17 protein-coding genes are annotated in these 20,004 nt (G+C 70.8%); 5 read left to right on the forward strand and 12 right to left on the reverse strand.

The annotated features are described in order from the left end of the window. Positions 1–306: 306 nt before the first annotated feature. Positions 307–831, reverse strand: a complete 525-nt coding sequence (locus ACFV15_RS20450) for a hypothetical protein (protein WP_378352061.1) — start codon at positions 829–831, stop codon at positions 307–309. Here ACFV15_RS20450 and ACFV15_RS20455 point away from each other — a divergent pair. Continuing rightward, positions 797–1,486 carry a neutral zinc metallopeptidase gene (locus ACFV15_RS20455; RefSeq protein WP_378352062.1) on the forward strand — a complete coding sequence of 230 codons (690 nt, stop codon included), beginning with the start codon at positions 797–799 and terminating at the stop codon, positions 1,484–1,486. The two genes, ACFV15_RS20450 and ACFV15_RS20455, sit on opposite strands and share 35 nt — an antisense overlap. A gap of 48 nt (positions 1,487–1,534) precedes the next feature. On the opposite strand, the gene ACFV15_RS20460 is transcribed toward ACFV15_RS20455, so the two are convergent. Continuing rightward, entirely contained in the window at positions 1,535–2,500 is a 966-nt protein-coding gene (locus ACFV15_RS20460; protein ID WP_378352063.1) for an RDD family protein, read from the reverse strand. Positions 2,501–2,633: 133 nt separating this feature from the next. Between ACFV15_RS20460 and ACFV15_RS20465 the strand changes: the two genes are divergently transcribed. Beyond that, positions 2,634–3,641 (forward strand): stage II sporulation protein M, encoded by a 1,008-nt coding sequence (locus tag ACFV15_RS20465; RefSeq protein ID WP_378352064.1) that lies wholly within the window; start codon positions 2,634–2,636, stop codon positions 3,639–3,641. Positions 3,642–3,676: 35 nt separating this feature from the next. Here the strand turns inward: ACFV15_RS20465 and ACFV15_RS20470 are convergent, their stop codons facing one another. From ACFV15_RS20470 to ACFV15_RS20495, 6 genes are all read right to left on the reverse strand, one after another. Further along, positions 3,677–4,483, reverse strand: coding sequence for an RICIN domain-containing protein (locus ACFV15_RS20470; RefSeq protein ID WP_378352065.1), 807 nt, complete (start codon positions 4,481–4,483; stop codon positions 3,677–3,679). A gap of 97 nt (positions 4,484–4,580) precedes the next feature. After that, the gene (locus ACFV15_RS20475; RefSeq protein ID WP_378352066.1) at positions 4,581–5,873 is read right to left on the reverse strand and encodes a DUF58 domain-containing protein; all 1,293 of its coding nucleotides are present in this window, start codon (positions 5,871–5,873) and stop codon (positions 4,581–4,583) included. Beyond that, on the reverse strand, positions 5,873–6,844 hold the full coding sequence (locus tag ACFV15_RS20480; protein WP_378352067.1) for an AAA family ATPase: 972 nt from the start codon (positions 6,842–6,844) through the stop codon (positions 5,873–5,875). The genes ACFV15_RS20475 and ACFV15_RS20480 overlap by 1 nt, the downstream gene beginning before the upstream one ends. Further along, a complete protein-coding gene (locus tag ACFV15_RS20485; RefSeq protein WP_378352068.1) occupies positions 6,844–7,965 on the reverse strand; it encodes a DUF4350 domain-containing protein in 1,122 nt (373 codons plus the stop codon). The genes ACFV15_RS20480 and ACFV15_RS20485 overlap by 1 nt, the downstream gene beginning before the upstream one ends. After that, entirely contained in the window at positions 7,962–8,588 is a 627-nt protein-coding gene (locus ACFV15_RS20490) for a DUF4129 domain-containing protein (protein ID WP_378352069.1), read from the reverse strand. The genes ACFV15_RS20485 and ACFV15_RS20490 overlap by 4 nt, the downstream gene beginning before the upstream one ends. A gap of 2 nt (positions 8,589–8,590) precedes the next feature. Next, positions 8,591–9,793 (reverse strand): hypothetical protein, encoded by a 1,203-nt coding sequence (locus ACFV15_RS20495; RefSeq protein ID WP_378352070.1) that lies wholly within the window; start codon positions 9,791–9,793, stop codon positions 8,591–8,593. Between the two features lie 194 nt (positions 9,794–9,987). On the opposite strand from ACFV15_RS20495, the gene ACFV15_RS20500 reads away from it, so the two are divergent. Next, positions 9,988–11,061 (forward strand): neutral zinc metallopeptidase, encoded by a 1,074-nt coding sequence (locus ACFV15_RS20500; protein WP_378352071.1) that lies wholly within the window; start codon positions 9,988–9,990, stop codon positions 11,059–11,061. 102 nt (positions 11,062–11,163) lie between these two features. On the opposite strand, the gene ACFV15_RS20505 is transcribed toward ACFV15_RS20500, so the two are convergent. Continuing rightward, complete coding sequence (locus ACFV15_RS20505) at positions 11,164–11,583, reverse strand: hypothetical protein (protein WP_378352072.1); 420 nt, start codon at positions 11,581–11,583, stop codon at positions 11,164–11,166. Positions 11,584–11,662: 79 nt separating this feature from the next. Next, complete coding sequence (locus tag ACFV15_RS20510; RefSeq protein WP_378352089.1) at positions 11,663–12,667, reverse strand: potassium channel family protein; 1,005 nt, start codon at positions 12,665–12,667, stop codon at positions 11,663–11,665. A gap of 158 nt (positions 12,668–12,825) precedes the next feature. Between ACFV15_RS20510 and ACFV15_RS20515 the strand changes: the two genes are divergently transcribed. Then, positions 12,826–13,182: a DoxX family protein gene (locus tag ACFV15_RS20515; protein ID WP_378352073.1), complete on the forward strand. Its 357-nt coding sequence runs from the start codon at positions 12,826–12,828 to the stop codon at positions 13,180–13,182. Between the two features lies 1 nt (position 13,183). On the opposite strand, the gene ACFV15_RS20520 is transcribed toward ACFV15_RS20515, so the two are convergent. Continuing rightward, complete coding sequence (locus tag ACFV15_RS20520; protein WP_378352074.1) at positions 13,184–16,438, reverse strand: ATP-dependent helicase; 3,255 nt, start codon at positions 16,436–16,438, stop codon at positions 13,184–13,186. Next, positions 16,438–19,608 carry an ATP-dependent helicase gene (locus ACFV15_RS20525; protein ID WP_378352075.1) on the reverse strand — a complete coding sequence of 1,057 codons (3,171 nt, stop codon included), beginning with the start codon at positions 19,606–19,608 and terminating at the stop codon, positions 16,438–16,440. The genes ACFV15_RS20520 and ACFV15_RS20525 overlap by 1 nt, the downstream gene beginning before the upstream one ends. 60 nt (positions 19,609–19,668) lie before the next feature. On the opposite strand from ACFV15_RS20525, the gene ACFV15_RS20530 reads away from it, so the two are divergent. Further along, a complete protein-coding gene (locus tag ACFV15_RS20530) occupies positions 19,669–19,980 on the forward strand; it encodes an MGMT family protein (protein ID WP_378352076.1) in 312 nt (103 codons plus the stop codon). Positions 19,981–20,004: the final 24 nt, after the last annotated feature.

Consider the following 20,004-nt stretch of genomic DNA (forward strand, 5'->3'; position numbering starts at 1 on the left):
CAGAAGACGAAACCCGCCAACTGGGTGAAGACCTGCCTTTTGACGGAGCAAGACCACTGGGGGTTCCCTCTCGATGACCCAACCGCCGCAAGGCCCGCCGGATCCACGCCACCGGCCGGGCCAGGGACCGACGGGCGGGCGGCCTGTGCCCCCGCCCGGTTCCCGTCCGCTGCCGCCGCCCGGCGCGCGGCCGATGCCGCCGGGCCGCCCGCCTATGGGACCGCCACCTGGCGGGCAGCAGCCAGGGCCGCCACCGGGCGGACTCGGCGGCAAAGGTGGTCAGCCACCGATGCCGCCGAGGCCGCCTCAGGGACCGCCGCCGCCGATGCAGCGGCCGCCGATGGGCCCGCCGCCATGGCCACAGACGGGCGGGCAGCCGTTGCCGCCGCCCATGGCCGCGCCGATGCCGCCGCCTGCCCAGTTCAACCCGGGGATGCAGGCGCCGTTCGGGCAGCCCGCGTACGGGCCGCGGTTCGGGCCCGGATACGCGCCGTACGCGAAGAAGTCGAACACCGGCATGGTGGTCGGGATCCTCGCGGTGGGCGTGTTCGTGGTCGTCGGCGGGCTGATCGCGACGTTCGCGCTGTCCGGGGGTGGCAAACGGCACCAGGTGGCCGACGCCGGGTACAGCACGCGCCCGACGATCACCTCGAGCGAGACCACGTCGACGACGACCAGCACCTCGACGTCGACCTCCACCTCGCGGTCGACCGGGACCAGCACCTCGCGGTCCACGAGCACGACGACGAGTGCGTCTTCGGCACCGAAAGCACCGCGCAAGCTCGCCGACAACGCGTTGTTCAGCAAGTCCGACGGCGGCCTCCCGAACATCCGGTGCGGGCTCAACCGGTGGGCGAACAACCCGAGCGCGGCGGAGTCGTTCTTCGACAGCGCCGCGAAATGCACGGCCGAGTCGTGGAAGTACGCGCTGTCCTACGTGGGCCTGCCGTTCAACTACCCGGACATCAAGTATCCGTCCGGCAGTTCGTGGTCCAGCCCGTGCGGCGGGGTGAGCCAGGGGTCGGCGGCGGCGTTCTACTGCCCGACCAACCAGACGCTGTACATGCCGTACGAGGGTCTGCAGGTGAAGGACTTCGGCAACCGGCCCGGCGTCTACCTCGCGGTGTTCGCGCACGAATACGGTCACCACATCCAGCAGATCACCGGCATCATGCCCGCGATGAACGAGAAGCGGTACGACGCGGGCGCCGACTCGGCGGAGGGCCTGGAGTACTCACGGCGGCTCGAACTGCAGGCGCAGTGCTTCTCCGGGATGTTCCTCGGTTCCACTGTGGACAGGGGCGGCGACGTCAACCGCGCGATGTACAACGACGCGTGGCGTACCCAGCAGCGCGGCGATCACGGCAAGGGTCCGCGTGACCACGGCAGCGACGCGCATTCGTCGGGCTGGTGGCAGACCGGCGCGTTGAAGAACCGCAACGTGCAGTGCAACACCTGGGCTTCCCCGTCGGGGGACGTGTCCTGATGTGACGCCCGCGCGTATCGCGAATTCGCGATACGCGCGGGCGGCGTCTCACTTGGGCGGGGCGAACGGGCTTTCCGCGACCGGGGGTTCCTCGGTCGGCGCCGCCGGCGGCTGCTCGGTCAGAGGCGGTGTGCCCGGCGGCTGCCCGGTTGGCGCCTGCGCAGGCGTGGGCGTCTGGGTCGCCGGGTCCGGGTGCGCGTAGGTGGTCTGCGGTACCGGCATCGCCGAGCTCGGCATCATCATCGGCTCGGGCGCGTGCCCCGCGCGGGCCAGTTCGCGGCGGCGGCGTTCGGCGAGGATCGCGCTGAGGTACGCCCAGACCGGGATGCCTTGCGGAATCCCGGCACCGACGCTCGCGCCGGCCTGCTGCGCGAGGCTCCAGCCGAGCATGTGCGCGGCTTCGGGACGCAGGTCGTGGTACCGGGCCAGATACTGGCGGATCGACAGCGCCAAATCGTTCGGCAGGCCGGACAGATCCAGTTGAGACGCCCAGTGCGCCAGCTGCGGGGGCATGTAGACGGGCGCGGCGTCGGCCGCGACCGGCACGCGTTCGCGGATCACGACGGTGCCTGCCAGGTAGTCGCCCACCCGCTTCCCGTCGCGTGAGAACGCCGAGACGAGGATCGCGACCACACCCAGGAACCCGAGCAGCCAGAAGTCGACCAGCGCGCCGCACAGGCCTCGGGTGAGCGCCTGGCGGAACCGAATCGCGCCGCCGTCGGCGCGGACGACGCGCAGGCCGAGCGCCATCTTGCCGAGCGTCTTGCCGCGCGACAGGGTCTCGAACAGAACCGGGTAGCCGACCAGCACGAGCACGGTCGAGACCAGCATCACCGCGCTGAGCAGCGATTCGTCGCCTGAAGAGGTCATCACCAGCACGAGGAACACGACCAGCAGCGTCACGGCCTGGATCAGCACGTCGAGGAGCATCGCGGCTCCCCGGCTGGCCAGTCTGGCGACCCGCAGGTCCAGCACCACGGCCTCGCCCGTGACGAGATCCGTCTCTTCTTTCACGAGGTCAACAGTAAGGTGTGCGGGGACTGGGTGGATACCGAATACGAACGTTGCTCGCGACACGCGAAGCGACTTTCGGGGCACGCTCGCGCGCGATGGATCGGCGCGGGTGTTGGGGGACGAGGAGCGGTTCATGGACGTGGATGTGTTCATCGCGGCGCATCGGCCCGACTGGGACAGGCTCGGCGAGCTGACCCGCCGCGCGAACCGGCTGCGGGGAGCCGAGGCCGACGAGCTCGTCACGCTCTACCAGCGCGCCGCCACGCACTTGTCGATCATCCGTTCCGTGGCGCCGGACCCGGCGCTGGTCTCCCAGCTGTCCGGCGTCGTCGCCCGCGCGCGGTCGGCGGTGACCGGGACGAGCTCGCCCGCCTGGCGTGAGTTCGGGCTGTTCTTCACGCGCCGGTTCCCCGCGACGGTGTACCTCAGCTGGCGCTGGTGGGTGCCGGTGGCCGTGCTTTCGCTGACGATCGCGACCGTGCTCGCCGCGTGGATCGCGAACGACCCGGAGGTGCGCACCGCCATCGCGCCGCCCGAATTGATCAAGGAGATGACCGAACCGGGCGGCCAGTACGAGACGTACTACTCGACCGGGCCCGCCGCGTCGTTCGCGTTCCACGTGTGGACGAACAACGCGTGGGTGGCGGCGGTCTGCCTGTTCTTCGGGGTGGTGTTCGGCATTCCGGTGATCGGCGCGCTGTGGCAGAACATCCAGGTGCTCGCCGTCGGCGGCGGATTGATGAACTCGGTCGGGCGCGGCGACGTCTTCCTCGGCCTGATCATGCCGCACGGCCTGCTCGAACTGACCGCGGTGTTCGTGGCCGCGGGCACCGGGCTGAAGCTCGGCTGGACGGTGATCAGCCCTGGCAGGCGTTCCCGCGCGGCGGCGTTGGCCGAGCAGGGCAGGTCTGTGGTCGTGATGGCGCTCGGGCTCGCGTGCGTGCTGTTCGTGTCGGGCGCGATCGAAGGGTTCGTGACCCCGTCCGGGCTGCCGACGTGGGCCCGGATCGGGATCGGCGTGGTGGTCGAGGTCCTGTTCCTGGCGTACGTGTTCGTGCTCGGCCGCCGAGCGGCGCGTGACGGCGAGACCGGAGACGTCGACGCACGCGACGCGGGTGACGCGCTGCCCGAAACCGGCTGACACGAATTCGCGATACGTGAGTTCGGATAGACGACTTAGCAGAGACAGGTGCCCTCGAAGACGATCGTGTTGCTGTCGTCGAGGCTCGCGCTTCCGGTGAACCGGATCTCGAACTCGCCCGGCTCGGCGAGCTTGATCTTCGGGCTGCCCGCGATGCCGTCGGCGCCGCTGGTGGCCGTCGCCGTCTCGCCGCCGCCTTCGAACGCGAGGTAATTCTTCGCGCGCGCGGACCGGACGTAGAAGTTGACCGGGACGCCCGCAGCCGGCTGCCCGTTCTCGCCGATCACCTTGACCACGAACGGCACGCCGACGGGCTGGGCCGCACCCAGCCGCTGGTCGTTGCCGGAGATGATCGCGAGCGTGCGGCCGCCCGCCGCCCACGTATTCGCGATGCCCGTGAGCGAGCAGACCTCTTGATAGAGCCGCGCGCCCGCGGCGGTGCCGTCCGCGGTCAGGCACCGCGCGGTCGCGACATTGCCGATCACGACCAGTCCCGGCGCGCCTGCCTGGCGTTTCCACTGCTGGTAGCGGTCCTTGTCGGCGCAGGCGGCCATGGTGACGCCGATGCCGTCGACCGGGCTGACCGCGGCGAGACACTTCCCGCTCGCCACGTTCTTGAACTGGAGCAGGTCCTTCGCGTACGTCCATTGCGCTTTGGCGTCTTTGGCGTCCGCGAGCACCGGCTTGCCGTCGACATCGGCGAGCGAGACGGCGCCGCCGCCGTCCGCGAGGTACAGCGGTGACCCGGCGGGCTGTGCCGAAGCGGGCGCGGGACCGAGCACCAGCACGCAGGCGGCCAGCGCCAGTACCCGCTTCACCTTGTTGAACTTGGCAACGTTCATCTTGTTGAACATTGCAGCAGGACAGCGATCGCACCAGCGGCCCCACTCCATGGTGTGAGGGCGTCTTTCCGGTGGGTGAGAGCCGCGATCCAGGCTCCTAAAGCTTCCCTGCCGCCTTCAGCGCGAGATACCGATCCGCGAGCGCGGGCGGCAAATCCTCGGGAGTCGCGTCGACGACCTGAACGTCACGACGGCCGAGGCGAGCGGTCACCTGGCGTCGCTCGGCGAGCGTCTTCTCCGCGGCGGCGGCGTCGTAGACGGCTTCCGCGTCGCCGCGGGCGCGTGCCATCTCGGCGACGCGCGGATCCGCGACGGACGCGATGACCACCTGGTGGCGTGACGTCAGAGAAGTCAGGATCGGGAGCAATCCCTCTTCCATCGGCGCCGCGTCGAGCCCGGTCAGCAGCACGACCAGCGATCGGCGCCGGGTACGCCGCAGCACTTCGGCGACCATCCCGCGTGCGTCGGTCTCGACCAGCGAAGGCTCGATCGGCGCCATCGCGTTGACCAGTGACGGCAGCAGGTCTCCCGCCGACGAGCCGGTCACGGCCGCGCGCACCTGCCGGTCATAACAGAGCAGGTCGACCCGGTCGCCCGCCTTCGACGCCAGTACCGCCAGCAGCAGCGCCGCGTCCATCGCCGCGTCGAGCCGGGGCGCGTCGCCGACGCGGCCCGCCGACACACGGCCGGTGTCGAGCACGAGCACGACATGACGGTCGCGCTCCGGACGCCAGGTCCTGACCATCACGTCCGACGCGCGCGCGGTGGCGCGCCAGTCGATGGACCGCACGTCGTCGCCGATCACGTATTCGCGCAGCGAGTCGAATTCGGTGCCCTGGCCGCGGATCAGCATCGCGTTGCGGCCGTCGAGCTGCTGCAGGCGCGCCAGCCGCGAGGGCAGGTGCTTGCGGCTGTGGAACGGCGGCAGCACGCGCACGGACCAGGGCACCGCGTGCGAACCCTGGCGCGCGGCGAGCCCGAGCGGGCCCAGCGAACGCACGGTCACCTGGTGCGCGGGCCGGTCGCCGCGGCGCGTCGGCGTCAGCCTGGTGACGAACCGGCGGCGTTCACCGGACGGCAGTTCGAGCGCGTGACGATCTTCGTGCGCGTTCGCGCTCGGCGGCCACGCGTCGCGCAGCGTGCCGCGCACGCGCCTGCCGGAGTTGGCGACCGTCAGCGTGACTTCGGCCGTCTCACCGAGCCGGACCGACGACGCGCCTGACCGAATGAACCGCAACTCGCGGACGCTGCCCGCCAGCGCGAGATCGACGGCCACGCCCAGCGCCAGAACCCCCAAAACCGTCCAAACACCCAGCCATGAGGGCAGCGCGAAACCGACCACCAGCGCGCCCAGCGCCGCCAGCAGCCCGAGCCGTCCGGTGAGCGCCATCAGCGTGGGACGGGCACGGACGCGAGCACGCGGTCCAGCACACCGTCGGCGGTGGCACCTTCGAGCTCGGCTTCCGGGCGCAGGTCGAGCCGGTGCCGCAGCGCGGGCCTGGCCAGCGCCTTGACGTCGTCCGGCGTCGCGTAGTCGCGACCGGCGAGCCACGCCCACGCCCTGGTCGCCGCCAGCAGCGCGGTCGCGCCACGCGGCGAGACACCGATGCGGATCGACGGCGTCGACCGCGTCGCGCGGCAGATGTCGACGATGTAGGCGATGACCTCGGGCCGGACGTTCACCGCGCCGACGGCGAGCCGCGCGGCGGCGAGGTGCTCCGGCCCGGCGACCGGCCTGATCCCGGCCGCGACGAGGTCGCGCGGGTCGAAGCCCTGCGCGTGCCGGACGAGGATGCCGACCTCGTCCTCACGCGACGGCGCCGGCATGGTCAGCTTGAGCAGGAACCGGTCCAGCTGCGCCTCCGGCAGCGAATAGGTGCCTTCGTACTCGACCGGGTTCTGCGTCGCGATCACGATGAACGGGTCCGGCAGCGGCCGCGACCGGCCGTCCAGCGAGACCTGCCGCTCCTCCATCGCCTCCAGCAGCGCCGACTGCGTCTTCGGCGGCGTCCGGTTGATCTCGTCGGCGAGCAGCAGGTTCGTGAACACGGGGCCCTCGCGGAACGAGAACTCGCCGCTGTGCGCGTCGTAGACGATCGAGCCGGTGACGTCACCCGGCATCAGATCGGGCGTGAACTGGATGCGCTTGGTCTCCAGGTTCAGCGCCGACGCGAGCGCGCGCACGAGCAGCGTCTTCCCGACGCCTGGCACGCCTTCGATGAGCACGTGGCCCCGGCACAGCAGCGCCAGGATCAGGCCGGTCACCGCCGCGTCGTTGCCGACGACGGCCCTGCCGACCTCGCCCTTCAGCGCGATGAGCGCGTCACGCGCCTCGGCGGTGGACACTTGGGTGCTGGTCACTACTCCCCCACTTTCCGTTCCAATTCGTCGAGCGCGTCGGCCAGCCGGACCATTGTCTGGTCGTCGGTGACCGGCGTCCCGTAGAGCACCGCGCCGATTTCGGCTTCCGGGCGGCCGAGGCGCTGCGCGGCGGAAGCCACCACAGCGGCCGGTTCGGCGTCGACCGGCAGTCCGAGCAGCGGTTTGAGCCGCGCGCGGCTGGCCTCGCGCAGTGTTTCCGAGGCGTGATCGGCCGCGCCGGATCGGCGATAGAGCCGGGCGCGGCCTTCGGTGGTCTCGGCGGCGCGGACCACGATCGGCAGCGGCTCCGTGACGACCGGGCCCAGCCGACGCGCACGCCACAGCGCGACCAGCACGGCCGCGAACCCGAGTTCGATGACGGCGAACTTCCAGCCGTCGGGGACCAGGTCGTAGAACGTCTTCTTCGCCGCGGCGTCGATGTCGGACGGCGACGGGATGTACCAGACGAGCTTCGAGTGCGTCCCGAGCAACCGCGTCATCAGCGCCGCGTTGCCTTCTTCGGCGAGCCGCTCGTTCGTGACCGGCGCGGCGGAGCCGACCAGCGTGGTCGTGCCCCGCTCAGCCCGGATCTGCGCGAGCGAGCCCTGGTAGCACAACGTCACATCCGAGCCGGTCGCCCGATAACGGATCCCGCCCACCCGCGCGGAACCGGCGGAGACGGCCGCTTCGAGCTGACAGCCGGGCTCGTATACGGCGACCTCGCCCAGTCCTCCCGCCTCGATCGACGGCACGACGCGAGTGACGTCCTGCTGCGGCGAAAGCAGGACGACGTCGCCTGCGCGTTCGGCGAGCCTGCCGAGCCGCTCGGGGTCGATCATCTCGGGCAGCACGACGAACAACGTCGATTCGCCGTCGAGCGAGGCGTCCGCGTCGTTCGCGGTGTGGACCGTTTCGATGTCGACGCCGCGGTCTTCGAGCAGCTTGGCCAAGGCGTGCGAGCCTTTGGGCTGATACGACGCCGGGTCGAGGAATTCACGGTTCGGCTGTCCGCCAGCCAGCGTCAGCACCGCGCCCGCGACGAGCACGAACACGATGAACGCCAGCGGCCAGCGCACGTTCAGCCAGATGCGGCGCGCGTCCGGCGAGACCGAGGTGCTCATCCGGCCGCCATGGCGACGGGTTTGGCCTTCTGGATCCGCTGATCGAGCTCGGTCAGCTCGCGATAGCCCGCTTCGGTGGCCGTTCGGTCGCCGTAGTGGACGTCGTCGAACAGGCGCGCGCCTTGATAAAGCCCGGCGGCGAGTTCGGGAAGCAGGCGGCCCGCGTCGGCGGCGGCTTCGTCCGCCGTGCGGCCCGACCGTTCTTCCAGCAGCGCGCGTTCTTCCAGCGAACGCACGATCGCGCGGAAACGCTCACGCACGGCGTTCGCGAAATCGCCGCGGCCCGCCGCATCCACCGCGGATTTGCGATGCTCCGCCGCCGAGCGGGTCCGGCCGTCCTCGAAGACAAGCCGGTCCCCGCGCGCGGCGCGCCGGATCTTGCCGCTGCGTACGCGCACCGCCACGACGGCGGCGACGAGGATCACGACGATCGCCACCAGGCCGAAAACGCCACCCGGCACGACGCTCTGCACGTTGCCGAGGAACTCGCCGAGCCGTTCGGCCAGCCATCGCAACGCCTCGTCGAACCAAGAAGGCTTCGCGGCCTGGTACCGCTGGTCGGTCAGCTCCTCCTGGGCCGCGCGGCGCGCGTCGTCCCGGCCGATGACGACCGGGATGTCCATTCTCACCACTGCTGGGGCGGCGCGGACGGGTTCTGCGGGTACTGCGGAGCCGTTCCGGCCGCTCGCGCCAGGTCGATGTCCATACCTTCCTGCCGCATGCGCAGGTCGACGTAGATCAGCACGGTCACCAGCGCGGAGAACGGCGTGATCAGCGTTTCCACCACCACCGCGCCCGCGGCCTGGATGATCAGGTCGGTGGTCGTCGGGATGTGCGGGGCCGACATGCCGAACAGGCGGCCGAGCGTGCCACCGGCGCCGAGGTCGAACGGCAGCTGGATGATGAAGCTCAGCACCCAGCTGATCAGGAACGCGACGAGCAGGAAGCCCAGCACCCGCCAGAAGGCCTTGCTGACCAGGCGCCCGGAGCGGCGCAGCGACTCCATGATCGTGCTGCGCTCGAGGATCAGCGCGGCCGAGGCCAGCGCGAAGAACGTCCACGGGACCAGTACGCCGACAAAGCACAGCAGCACGCCGACCGCGCACATCAGGCCGTACAGCAGGCCGACGACGATCAGCTGCGGGATCCGCGGCCCGACCTCGGAGATGGCCTCCTTGGCCGAAACCGGCCTGCCCAGTACCGCTTTGCCCGCGACGGTCGTCAGGTAGCCCTGCAGGACCGCGTGCATGAGAAGGGTGATGAGCAGCACGAGGACCAGCGACCCGATCGTCGGGCCGAGGATGCTCCACATCTGGTCGACGCGCTGCTGGTCGGTCGCGGCCGGGCCGAGCGGCTCGATCTCGGTGAGGTTGTCCGCGAGCAGGAACCCGAGGCCGAAGTTCAACGCCGCGCTGATCACCGCGACGACCGCCGACACGCCGAGCACCTGGCCCGGGTAGCGGCGGATGATGGTGATCGCGCCGTCGAGGATCTCGCCGAGGTTCAGCGGGCGCAGCGGGACCACGCCGGGCTTGCCGTAGCCCTGCGGGTTCCACTGGGGCGGAAGCGCGCCCGGCATGCCGGGCGCGGGTGCGTAACCGGGCTGCGGCGCCGGCGCGGACGGCGGGACGAAACCACCAGGCTGCGCGGGCGTGGACGGCGGCACGAAACCGCCGGACGGGGTGGCGCCAGGCTGCTCGGCCGGGGTGCCAGGCTGGGCGGGCGTGGCGTCCGCGGGCTGCTCGGGCTTCGCGGGCTGGATGAAACCGCTCGGTTCGTGGCGCGGTATCCCCTGGCTCGGTGTCGGCGCGTCCGGCTCTTCTGGCACGGACGTTCCACCGTTATCACTCATTGCAGCCCCTAGCCCCTCAGACAATGCTTGCGCACACTCTTGCAGAGCGCTGACCAGCGGGCCACCACCGGCCCGACCTGACAGACACTGAACTCGCGCCAGGCTAGTTATGCTGGACCGTGCCGGCAGCCCCGGCCCGTGTCCACCGAGACCCCCACGGGACCGCATCGATGACGCAACCGCCCCACGGCACCTGGCCGCCTTCCGGCGTGGTCCAGCCGCCTCCGGCGCCCAGCCGTCAGCAAGGCGGGCCCTGGTTTCAGGGGCCTCCGCCACCGCCGCGGAAGAAGTCGCCACTGGCGATCGTGGTGATCGCGCTGAGCGCGGTGGCCGTGCTCGTACTCGGCCTGGTGGCGATCGTCGCGCTGAACCGCGACGACAACGGCAACGTGGCCGCGGCCGGGTTCAGCAGCAGCGCGGCACCCACCCCGCCGCCGCAGAAGCCGCCGCCCGCGACACTGTCGTCCCCGACCGGCTCGTCGGTGCCGGTCAGCAAGCCGAGCGCGACCCAGCAGCCGGAGCAGCAGAAGATCCTCAAGCTCGCCGATCACCCGATCCTGCAGGACCCGGCGGCCGGGCTGAAGAACCGCGTCTGCACGCTGCCCGCGTGGCAGAGCAACCAGAGCGCGGCCGAGCAGTTCTTCACCGCCGCCAGCCGCTGCCTCGACGCGGCGTGGGGCCCGTTCCTCGAGTACTACCACCTGCCGTTCTCGCCGCCGGCGCTGCATTTCCCGACCGGGCCCAGCTTCGACACCGAATGCGGCACCATCCAGGTCGGCATCGCGACGGCCGCGTACTACTGCGAGAACAACCTCTACGTGCCGTTCCGCGGCCTGCAGACCGACCAGTACGGCAACAATCCCGGCGTCTACCTGGCACTGTTCGCGCACGAGTACGGCCACCACGTGCAAGAGGTCGCCGGGCTGATGGACGCGGCGTGGCAGAAGATCTACGAGGTCGGCCCGAACAGCCCGGCAGGTCTCGACATGTCCCGGCGCAAGGAGCTGCAGGCCCAGTGCTTCTCGGGGATGTTCCTGGGCGCGCACGTCGATCAGGGCGGCTCGCTGACCAAGGACATGTTCGACAAGGCCTGGAACGACCAGGAGACCCGGGGCGACAACACCTCGGGCAGCCGTGACCACGGCACCAACGCCCACTACGCGGCCTGGTGGCGTGCGGGCGCGAAGAGCGACCGGATCGTCGACTGCAACACGTTCTCGGCGCCCGCGTCAGCCGTGTCCTGACAAAAAAAATCCCAATGCGGCTTTGGTCAGCTCAGAGCTGACGAAAGCCACATTGGGACGCTGAAACCTGACGAATGCCGCATTGGGATTTTTTTCCCAGGCTCAGGTGCGGGCGGGGGTCCGCTGCAGCAGGTGGACGAAGGCGGCGCCGGCGGCGCAGCTCAGGGTGAGCAGGGCGAGACCGGCCGGCCGGACCAGGTCGTTGGCGCCGGTGACGAACTCGGCGGGGTCGACCGTGAGCTTGCCGGTGTGCTCGTCCGGCAGCATGACCTTGACCTTTTCGCCCTGGTTGTGGCCGCACGCGGTGAGCGTGGCGTCGAGGGCGTGACCGCCCTGCGGGATGCGGATGGCCTCGTGCGGGGACGGGCCGGTGCAGGGGGCGGGCCCCGTGACCTCGGCTTCGACGACTACGCCCTTGGCCTCACCGGTCAGCGCGAACAGGCCGGGCCCCGCGAACCACGAGGCGATGACCACGAAGACCGCGAGCGCGCCAGCGACGGCGAAAGGTGTCCAACGCGGCACGACCGCGTTTCTGAGTGGTTCCGATCGCCGCACACCAGCCATGGTTCCAGATGGCAGCGGCAAAACACAGCCGGGCCGGTCACCGCTCGATCTTGTCGGCGAACGTCACCTTCTTGACGTAAAGCAGCCGGTCACCGTGCTCGATGGCGTCGGCCTGCGGCGCGTCGACGCGGTAGAGCTCGCCGTCGCGGACCACGCCGAGGACGATGTCCGACAGGTGCCGGGGCGACCCGCCGACCTCGCTCGGCTCGACAGGGCGCTCGGCGATCGCGAGCCCGGATTCCGGGGTGAGCAGGTCCTCGACCATGTCGACGACCCGCGGGGTCGAGGTCGCCATGCCGAGCAGGCGGCCCGCGGTCTCACTGGACACCACGACCTGGTTCGCGCCCGACTGCTTCAGCAGGTGGACGTTCTCGGCCTCGCGCACCGACGCCACGATGTGCGAATTCGGCGCGATCTCGCGGGCGGTCAGCGTGACCAGCACCGCGGTGTCGTCCCGGTTCGGCGCGACGACCACGGCACGCGCGCGCTGCACGCCCGCGACGCGGAGCACGTCGGAGCGGGTGGCGGAGCCGTGCACGGTGACCAGGCCGAGCGCGCTCGCCGCGTCGAGTGCCTGCTGGTCGGTGTCGACGACCACGATGTGGTTCGGCGGCAGGCTCTCGTCGCCCAGCAGCGTGTTCACCGCGGACCGGCCCTTGGTGCCGAACCCGACGACCACCACGTGGTCCTCCACCTTCGACCTCCACTTCTGGATCTTGAACGCCTGCCGTGACCGCTCGGTCAGCACTTCGAGTGTCGTGCCGACCAGCACGATGAGGAACAGCACACGCAATGGGGTGATGACGAGGACGTTGATCAGCCGCGCCGAGTCCGTCGCAGGCGCGATGTCGCCGTAGCCGGTCGTGGACAGCGAGACCGTCGAGTAGTACAGGCAATCGAGGAAACTGAGCCCGTCGCCGTTGGTGTCGCGGTAACCGCCACGGTCGACGTAGACGATCAGCACCGTGGCCAGCAGCGCCAGCAACGCACCGATGATGCGCTTGACGATCGACCGCAACGGGCTGACCGTCGTCTCGGGCATCCTGATCACGCCGACGAGTTCATGATCTGGCCGATGATCAGCATCACTCACGCCGCGCATGCTATCCGAACCGCACGATTCGTACAGGGCAGATCGCCGGTCGAAATTGCACGGTCAGATGTCATCTCGCCGTCGGCGGATGTGCTTTGCTCTTCGGCATGTCTTCACAGCGTCCCGCGGCGTTCCTGGCCGCTTTCCTCGGCCTCGCCGGCGTCATGCATTTCGCGCGCCCCAAGTTCTTCGACACGATGGTGCCGAAGGAGCTGCCCGGCACGCCTCGCCAGTGGACGCACGCGTCGGGCGTGGTGGAACTGACCGTCGCGACCGCGATCGCGGTGCCGAAGACACGCAAACTGGGCGGGCTCGCCGCGGCGCTGATGTTCCTCGGTGTCTTTCCCGCCAACGTGAAGCAGGCGCTGGACGCGAAGGGAAAGGAACGCGCCGTCGCCTGCGCGCGACTGCCGGTGCAGTGGCCGCTCGTCGCGTGGGCGTTGAAGGTTCGCGACAACGCCTGAGTCATTCGGCCGTCGGGACGCCGCGCAGCAGCTCGCGCAGGCCTTCGGCGTCCAAAAGGTCTTCCGGCCAGACCGTTCGATCGTGCTTCACGTAATGGAAGGCCGCGCGCACCGACGACGGGTCGACACCGCGCAAAGCCGCCCACGCCAGGCGATACGCGGTGAGCTGCACCGCCAGCGGCCGCAGTTTCTCGCCGTCGGGCACCGCGCCGGTCTTCCAGTCGACGACGGTCCAGGTGCCGTCCGGTTCCTGGAACACGGCGTCCATCCGGCCGCGCACGGTCACCCCGTCGAGATCGGTCGAGAACGGGACCTCGACGTCGACCGGCATCCGCGCCGCCCACGCGCTCGCCTCGAACGCCTCCTGCAGCGCGATGAGCTCGCTGTCGTCGGCCTCGCCCGCGTCGGCCGCGCCGGGCAGGTCGTCGATCTCGAACAGCCGCCCACCGCCGAACCGGTGCTCCAGCCAGCCGTGGAACGCCGTGCCGCGGCGCGCGAAAGTGTTGGGCGCCAAGGGAAGTGGCCGACGAAGGCGCCGCGCGAGGCCTTCCGCGTCCGACGCGAGCTCGACGAGCTGGCTCACCGAGAGATGATCGGGCAGTGTCACCTGCTGGACGTTCGCGACCGCGCGCGCCCGCTCCGCGAGCAGCACCTCCGTGTCGGTGATCCAGCCGTCCGGGTCGTCCTCTTCCTCGGCGGGCGCGTCGGGGTCGTCCGGGTCTTCGGCGTCGGACATCGCGGCCAGCACCAGTTCGACGCCGTTGGCAACCGGCTCGCGGCGCGCGCCGAGCGGGTCGACCGGCCACACCACCTTGCGTGAGTCCGTGACCAGCGGGTTCTCGTCATCCGGGTCGGGCTCGTCCGCCCATTCCGCGATCGCGCCGACGGACGTTTCCTCGAGCACCGCGAGGATTTCGGTCAGGAACACCGACGGCCCCTTCGGCCGGTTGCTCGTCTCGTTCCACCAATGCCCGGACACCAGCAGCGCCCGCTCGGACCGGGTCAGCGCGACGTAACAGAGCCGCCGCTCCTCCTCGGCCTCCCGCTCGGCGAAGCCTTCTTCGTGCAGCTCAAGGCCTTCGAGCACTTCCTTGCGGTCGTAGCCGTCCGCGACGCGAAGCTCGGGCAGGTCCTGCGCGTCGCCGCGCAGCACCGCGGGCAGCGCGGTGACCGTGCGCAGCCACGACGACGACCGCCGCTTGCTCGGGAACGTGTCCTGCACCAGATGCGGCACGGCCACGATCTCCCATTCGAGCCCCTTGGCCGAGTGCCCGGTCAGCACCTGCACCCGGTCTGGCACCACTTCGACCTCGCCGGGGGTGAGCCCGTCCTCCGCGTGCGCCGCGGTGTTCAGATAGTCCACAAAGGACAACAGGGTCGCCGTCGGCGAGGCTTCCGCGTAGTCGGTGACGACGTCCGCGAACGCGTCCAGGTGCACCCGCCCCGCCGCGCCCGGCCTCGCCAGCGACTCGACGTCCAGCAGCAGCGTCCGTTCGACGTCCGCGACGAGTTCGGGCAACGACTGGTCGAGCCGTCGCCGCAGCATCGACAATTCCCGGGCGATGCGCTGGATCCGCCGGAACCCGTCGGCCGAGTACTGCCCCGGGTGGCCGGGATCGTCGATCGCGTCGACCAGCCCGGCCTGCTCCGCGCGTTCGGTATAGAGCACGACCTCGTCCTTCGCGGCCTGCTGGCCGGGGTTGGACAGCTGGTTCGCGCGCCGCCACAGCGCGGCCAGATCGGCGGCCGCGAGCCGCCATCGCGCACCCGTCAGCAGCCGGGCGGCCGCCGTGCCCGCGAGCGGGTCGGCGAGCACGCGCAACGTGCTGACCAGGTCCGCGACCTCGGGTTCGTCGAGCAGCCCGCCGAGCCCGACCACCTCGACCGGCAGCCCGCGCGCCCGGAGTTCGGCCGCGATCGGCGCCATGTCGGCGCGGCGCCGCACGAGCACGGCGGCCGTCGGCGGCGTGCCGTGCTCCTCTTGGTACGCGTACCAGCGCTGGGCGAGCGCGTCGGCGACCCACACGCGTTCGGCGCGCACGTCCTTGAGCAACGCGCAGGCGATGTCGGCTGGCGGGGCGCCGTCACGCGCGCGCAGCCGTTCGACGCCGAGCCCCTTGGCGCGCAACGGTTCCGAGATCGCGTTGGCCAGCGTCAGTATCGCCGCCGGATTGCGGAAACTGGTCAGCAGCCCGTATTCGTGCGCCGGCAACAGCTTCCCGTCGACGCGCGGGAAGTCCGTGGTGAAGCGAGGCAGGTTGGCCGCGCTCGCGCCGCGCCAGCCGTAGATCGCCTGCGCCGGGTCGCCGACCGCGGTCACCGGCATCGGCGGCCGCTCCCCCATACCGAACAGCGACCGCAGCAGCACCCGCTGCGCGTGCCCGGTGTCCTGGTACTCGTCGAGCAGCACCGCGCCGTAACGGTCACGCTCACCCGTGACGACCTCGGGATGACTCGACGCGAGCTGCGCGGCCAGCGACATCTGGTCGGCGAAGTCGAGCGCGCCCTCCGCACGCTTGCGCTGGTGATAGCCCTCGACCAGCGGCAGCAGTTCGAGGCGGAACCGTTGCGCGGCAATGATTTCCGCCAGTTTCTGCGGCAACGCGGCACGCTGCCCCTTGGCACGCGGGGCGTTCTCGATGACCTGGCACAGCCACCGCGTGTAGTCAGCGAGCGGACCGACCTCGACCAGATGCTCGCCCAGTTCCCCGGCGAGCGCGATCACCTGGGCGGTGACCGACGACGGCACCCGATCGGTGTCGAGATCATGGTCCCAAGTGGACACCACACGGTGCGCCAGCTGCCAGGACGCGGTCTCGGACAGCAGCCGCACACCGGGCTGAACCGGCAGCCGGAGCCCGTGCTCGCCGAGCAGGCGCCCCGCGTAGGCGTGATAGGTGAGGACGGTCGGCTCACCGGCGAGCACGGCGGCCAGCCGCGTGCCGCCGGGGTCGATCCGCTGCAGAAGTCCTGATCCCGCAAGTCTTTTCAACCGCGCGCGCACGCGCTCGGCGAGCTGCCGAGCGGCCTTGCGGGTGAAGGTCAGGCCGAGTACGCGCTCGGGCGTGACGATCCCGTTGGCCACCAGCCAGACCACGCGCGCGGCCATCGTCTCGGTCTTGCCTGCGCCGGCGCCGGCGACGACCAGAGCCGGTTCGACGGGCGCGGCGATCACGTCCGACTGCTCTGGCGTCGGCCGGTGCAGGCCGAGCGCTTCGGCGATGTCGGCGGGTGAGACCCACCCCGTGGTGCGCACTACTCGGTCACCTGCCGCCCCTCGGGACGCAGCGGGCACGAGCCGCGCGCCGGGCACCGGTCGCACTCGGAGTTCTCGTTCGCCTCGTAGCCTGGCCCGGCCGCGTCGGCGGCCGCCTTGTGCACGAGCTCAAGCCACTGGCCGCCGCCCTCGGGCGTCATCGGTGGCTGATCCCGTTGCGTGGAACCGGTTTTGTTGTTGGCCTTGGCCACGTAGACGAGCTTCGCGCCACCCGGCTCGGTCTTGCCGTCGAACGCGCCGAGCAGCACGGCCAGCTGATACGCGGCGAGCTGCGGATGCAGTTCGGCGTCCGCGGCGGTCACCGGCACCTTGCCGGTCTTGATGTCGACGATCACCGGGCGCCCTTCGGCGTCCACCTCGACCCGGTCGACCCGGCCGCGCAGCAGCACCCGCGTCTCACTGTCCCCCTGGGGCAGCTCGACTTCGATGTCCTGCTCGACACCGGCTTCCTTGAGCTCGGCGCGGCTTTGGCGCAGCCACGCGATGAAATTGCGCAGCATCTGCTCGACGCGACGCCGTTCCCTGCGGGAGAACCACGGCGCGCCCGCGTCCACTTTGGCCCATGCCTCGTCGAGCGCGGTCTTGAGCTGCTCGTCGTCGAGCCCGCCGGCGGCGGCCTGTGCGAGCCCGTGCACCAGCGTGCCGGTGACGGCCGCGAGCTGCGCGGGATCGCTGCCGCCATGCCGTTCGATGAGCCAGCGCAACGGGCACCGCGTCAGGATGTCCACAGTGGACGGCGAGATCTTGACCAGGTCCCCGGGGCCGTGCAAGGGCTGATCGGTCGACGGTTCGGCGAGCCCGTACCAGGTGCCGGGGTGTGCGCCGGGCACACCCGCCGCGGCGAGTTTCGCCAGCTGGCGCGCGGCGCGGTCACGGCGCACCGGCTCCGACTCGTCGTCGCAGACGACCCGGCGCAGCTCGCCGACCAGCTCGGCCAGCACCAGTGAACGGCCGGGTGGCTTGGTGCGCGTGTCCTTGGTTTCGTCGCCTATCTCTTCCAGCTCGTCGAGGAATCGCGACGGCTGCTCGTCCTCCCCGGCGACCGCGCTCACCAGCAGCGTCCGACTGGCGCGGCTCGCCGCGACGTAGAACAAGCGCCGTTCCTCGGCGAGGATCGGCGCGATCATCGACGCCTTGTCGTCCACTCCGGACAGCAGGTCGACGAGTCTTTCCACGCCCAGCAGGGATCCACGCAGCCGAAGGTCCGGCCAGCTGCCTTCCTGCACACCGGCGACGGACACGACCGTCCATTCGCGACCGGCGGCGCCGTGTGCGGTCAGCAGCGACACACCCTCGCCTCGCGCCGCGCGCGGCGCGAGGCTGTCACCCGCGATGTGTTGCGAGCCAAGGTATTCCGCGAACGCCGCGACGCTCGACTTCGGCAGCCTGTCGGCGTAACGCCCGGCCGCGTCGAACAACGCGACGATCGCGTCGAGGTCCCGGTCCGCCTGCATGCCGAGCGAGCCGCCACGTTCCGTGAGCCGGGTCAGCCGGGACTCCAGCCCGCTCGCCTGCCACAGCTCCCACAGCACCTGCTCGACACCGGCGCCCGAGCGCACCGACTTGTGCGCCGCGTGCAGCAGCCCGCCGACGCGGCGAACAGGCACCGCCTCGGCGTCACCAAGACCCGCGAGGATGTCGTTGCCCCGCAACACTTCCACCAGCAGCTCGTCGCTCGACCGCTGACCGCCGCCCGCGGTCTCCAGCCGCCTGAGGCCACGCCGCAGCCGCCGCAACGCGAGCGGGTCGGCGCCGCCCAGTGGCGACGAAAGCAGCAGTTCGGCGAGGTCGACGTCCAGCAGCTCGGGGTTGGCCGCGAGCCGCAACGCGATCAGCAGCGGGCGGACAGCGGGCTGCTTCGCGAGCGGGAGCTCTTCCATCGCCGAGCCGATCGGCACGCCTGCCGCACGCAAGGCACGTTGCAGCACCAGGAAAGTACGCGCGGGTGACCGGACGAGCACGGCCATCTCCGACCACGGCACCCCGTCGATGAGATGCGCGCGCCGTAGCTGGTCGGCGATCCAGCTCGCCTCGGCGGCTGGCGTCGGCATCAGCCTGATCTTGACCTGCCCCGGCGGCGCGCCGGGCTTGGTGGTGAACCGGCGATGCCTGCCGACGCCGGTCAGCGTGCCGGTGAGCCGCGAGACGGCGGCGTGCACATTGCCGCCGAGCCGGTGGCTGGTCATCAGCCGGACCGTGCGGTCGCCGGTCTGGTCGTCCATGGTCAGCAGCGACGGATCCGCGCCGCGGAACGAGAACACGGACTGGTCGGGGTCGCCTGCGACGACGAACTCACCGGCGGTGGAGCCGACCGTGCGCAGCAGCCGGAACTGCAGCGGGTCGAGATGCTGGGCGTCGTCGACGAACAGGTGCCGCACGCGGGCTTGTTCGCGTTCCATCAGCTCGTGGTCTTCCTCGAGCGCGACCAGCGCCGACGCGACCAGCTCGGCGGCGTCCATCGCGGGCGCGCTGGGCAGGCCTAGCGCGTTGCCGCCGCCAGCGGAGAGCAGGGTGACCTCTTCGTACTGGCGCCAGAACTTCCCGGCGGCCACCCACTCCGGGCGCTGCTGCTGGCGGCCGAGCTTGATCAGGTCTTCCGGCCCGAGCCCGCGCTCGGCGGCACGCAGCAGCAGGTCACGCAGCTCCTCGGCGAAACCGGGCACGGCCAGCGCGGGCTGAAGCGTCTCCGGCCAGTCCGGCGCGCCGTTCTCGAGATCGCCGACGAGCAGTTCACGCACGACGACGTCCTGCTCGGCGCCGGACAGCAGCCGGGGCGTCGGCAGCCCGTCGGCCTGCGCCTGCTGCCGCAGCAACGCGAACGCGTACGAGTGCACGGTGCGCACGATGGGTTCACGGATCGTGTGCTCGGTGGTCACCATCCGCGTGATCTGCGCGCGCAACGACTCCGCCGCGCGCCGCGACGCCGTCAGCAGCAGCAGGCTCTCCGGATCGGCGCCCGCCGCGATCCGCGCGGCCGCCGCCGCCGCGAGCAACGTCGTCTTACCGGTGCCAGGGCCGCCCAGCACCCGCTTGTAGCCGTCGGGTCCGGCCAGCACCCGGCGCGCCTGCTCGTCCCAGACGAGCTCACGACGCGCACCGGCGGGCACGCGGACGAGCCGCGCCCCCGCCTGAACCGTCGATCCGCGCATCCTTGGATGGAACCATGCCCACCCGCCCGGCCCGCGCGCGCCACACGGCAAAGTGTGAATATGGACGACGAGCTGCACGAACGCGTGCGCACGGTCATCTTGTCCGTCCCGGCGGGCAAAGTGGCCACATACGGTGACATCGCCGACGCCTCAGGTGCCCCTTCACCCCGCCTGATCGGCCGAATCCTCGCCGAGGACGGCCACGACCTGCCGTGGCACCGCATCCTCCGCGCGAACGGCACGCCTGCGCCGCATCTGGCGCACGAGCAGCTGGAACTACTGCGCGCCGAAGGGGTCTTGGCGCACGACCAACGGGTTGACCTGCGGGTTTACCGATGGAAGACGGAGGAGCCGGAAGGCGGGCTCTGGTAGAGGCTCGTGAGTGTTCTAACCGTC

The sequence above is a fragment of the Amycolatopsis sp. NPDC059657 genome (assembly GCF_042734395.1).
Taxonomy (GTDB): Bacteria; Actinomycetota; Actinomycetes; order Mycobacteriales; family Pseudonocardiaceae; genus Amycolatopsis.

What these genes read in the sequence shown, in the direction of transcription:
- ACFV15_RS20475 (WP_378352066.1), bottom strand. Translation starts at nt 5,873, where the DNA reads ATGGCGCTCACCGGACGGCTCGGGCTGCTGGCGGCGCTGGGCGCGCTG.
- ACFV15_RS20500 (WP_378352071.1), top strand. Translation starts at nt 9,988, where the DNA reads ATGACGCAACCGCCCCACGGCACCTGGCCGCCTTCCGGCGTGGTCCAG.
- ACFV15_RS20490 (WP_378352069.1), bottom strand. Translation starts at nt 8,588, where the DNA reads ATGGACATCCCGGTCGTCATCGGCCGGGACGACGCGCGCCGCGCGGCC.
- ACFV15_RS20530 (WP_378352076.1), top strand. Translation starts at nt 19,669, where the DNA reads ATGGACGACGAGCTGCACGAACGCGTGCGCACGGTCATCTTGTCCGTC.
- ACFV15_RS20515 (WP_378352073.1), top strand. Translation starts at nt 12,826, where the DNA reads ATGTCTTCACAGCGTCCCGCGGCGTTCCTGGCCGCTTTCCTCGGCCTC.
- ACFV15_RS20525 (WP_378352075.1), bottom strand. Translation starts at nt 19,608, where the DNA reads ATGCGCGGATCGACGGTTCAGGCGGGGGCGCGGCTCGTCCGCGTGCCC.
- ACFV15_RS20510 (WP_378352089.1), bottom strand. Translation starts at nt 12,667, where the DNA reads ATGCCCGAGACGACGGTCAGCCCGTTGCGGTCGATCGTCAAGCGCATC.
- ACFV15_RS20450 (WP_378352061.1), bottom strand. Translation starts at nt 831, where the DNA reads ATGTTCGGGAGGCCGCCGTCGGACTTGCTGAACAACGCGTTGTCGGCG.
- ACFV15_RS20465 (WP_378352064.1), top strand. Translation starts at nt 2,634, where the DNA reads ATGGACGTGGATGTGTTCATCGCGGCGCATCGGCCCGACTGGGACAGG.
- ACFV15_RS20470 (WP_378352065.1), bottom strand. Translation starts at nt 4,483, where the DNA reads ATGAACGTTGCCAAGTTCAACAAGGTGAAGCGGGTACTGGCGCTGGCC.
- ACFV15_RS20485 (WP_378352068.1), bottom strand. Translation starts at nt 7,965, where the DNA reads ATGAGCACCTCGGTCTCGCCGGACGCGCGCCGCATCTGGCTGAACGTG.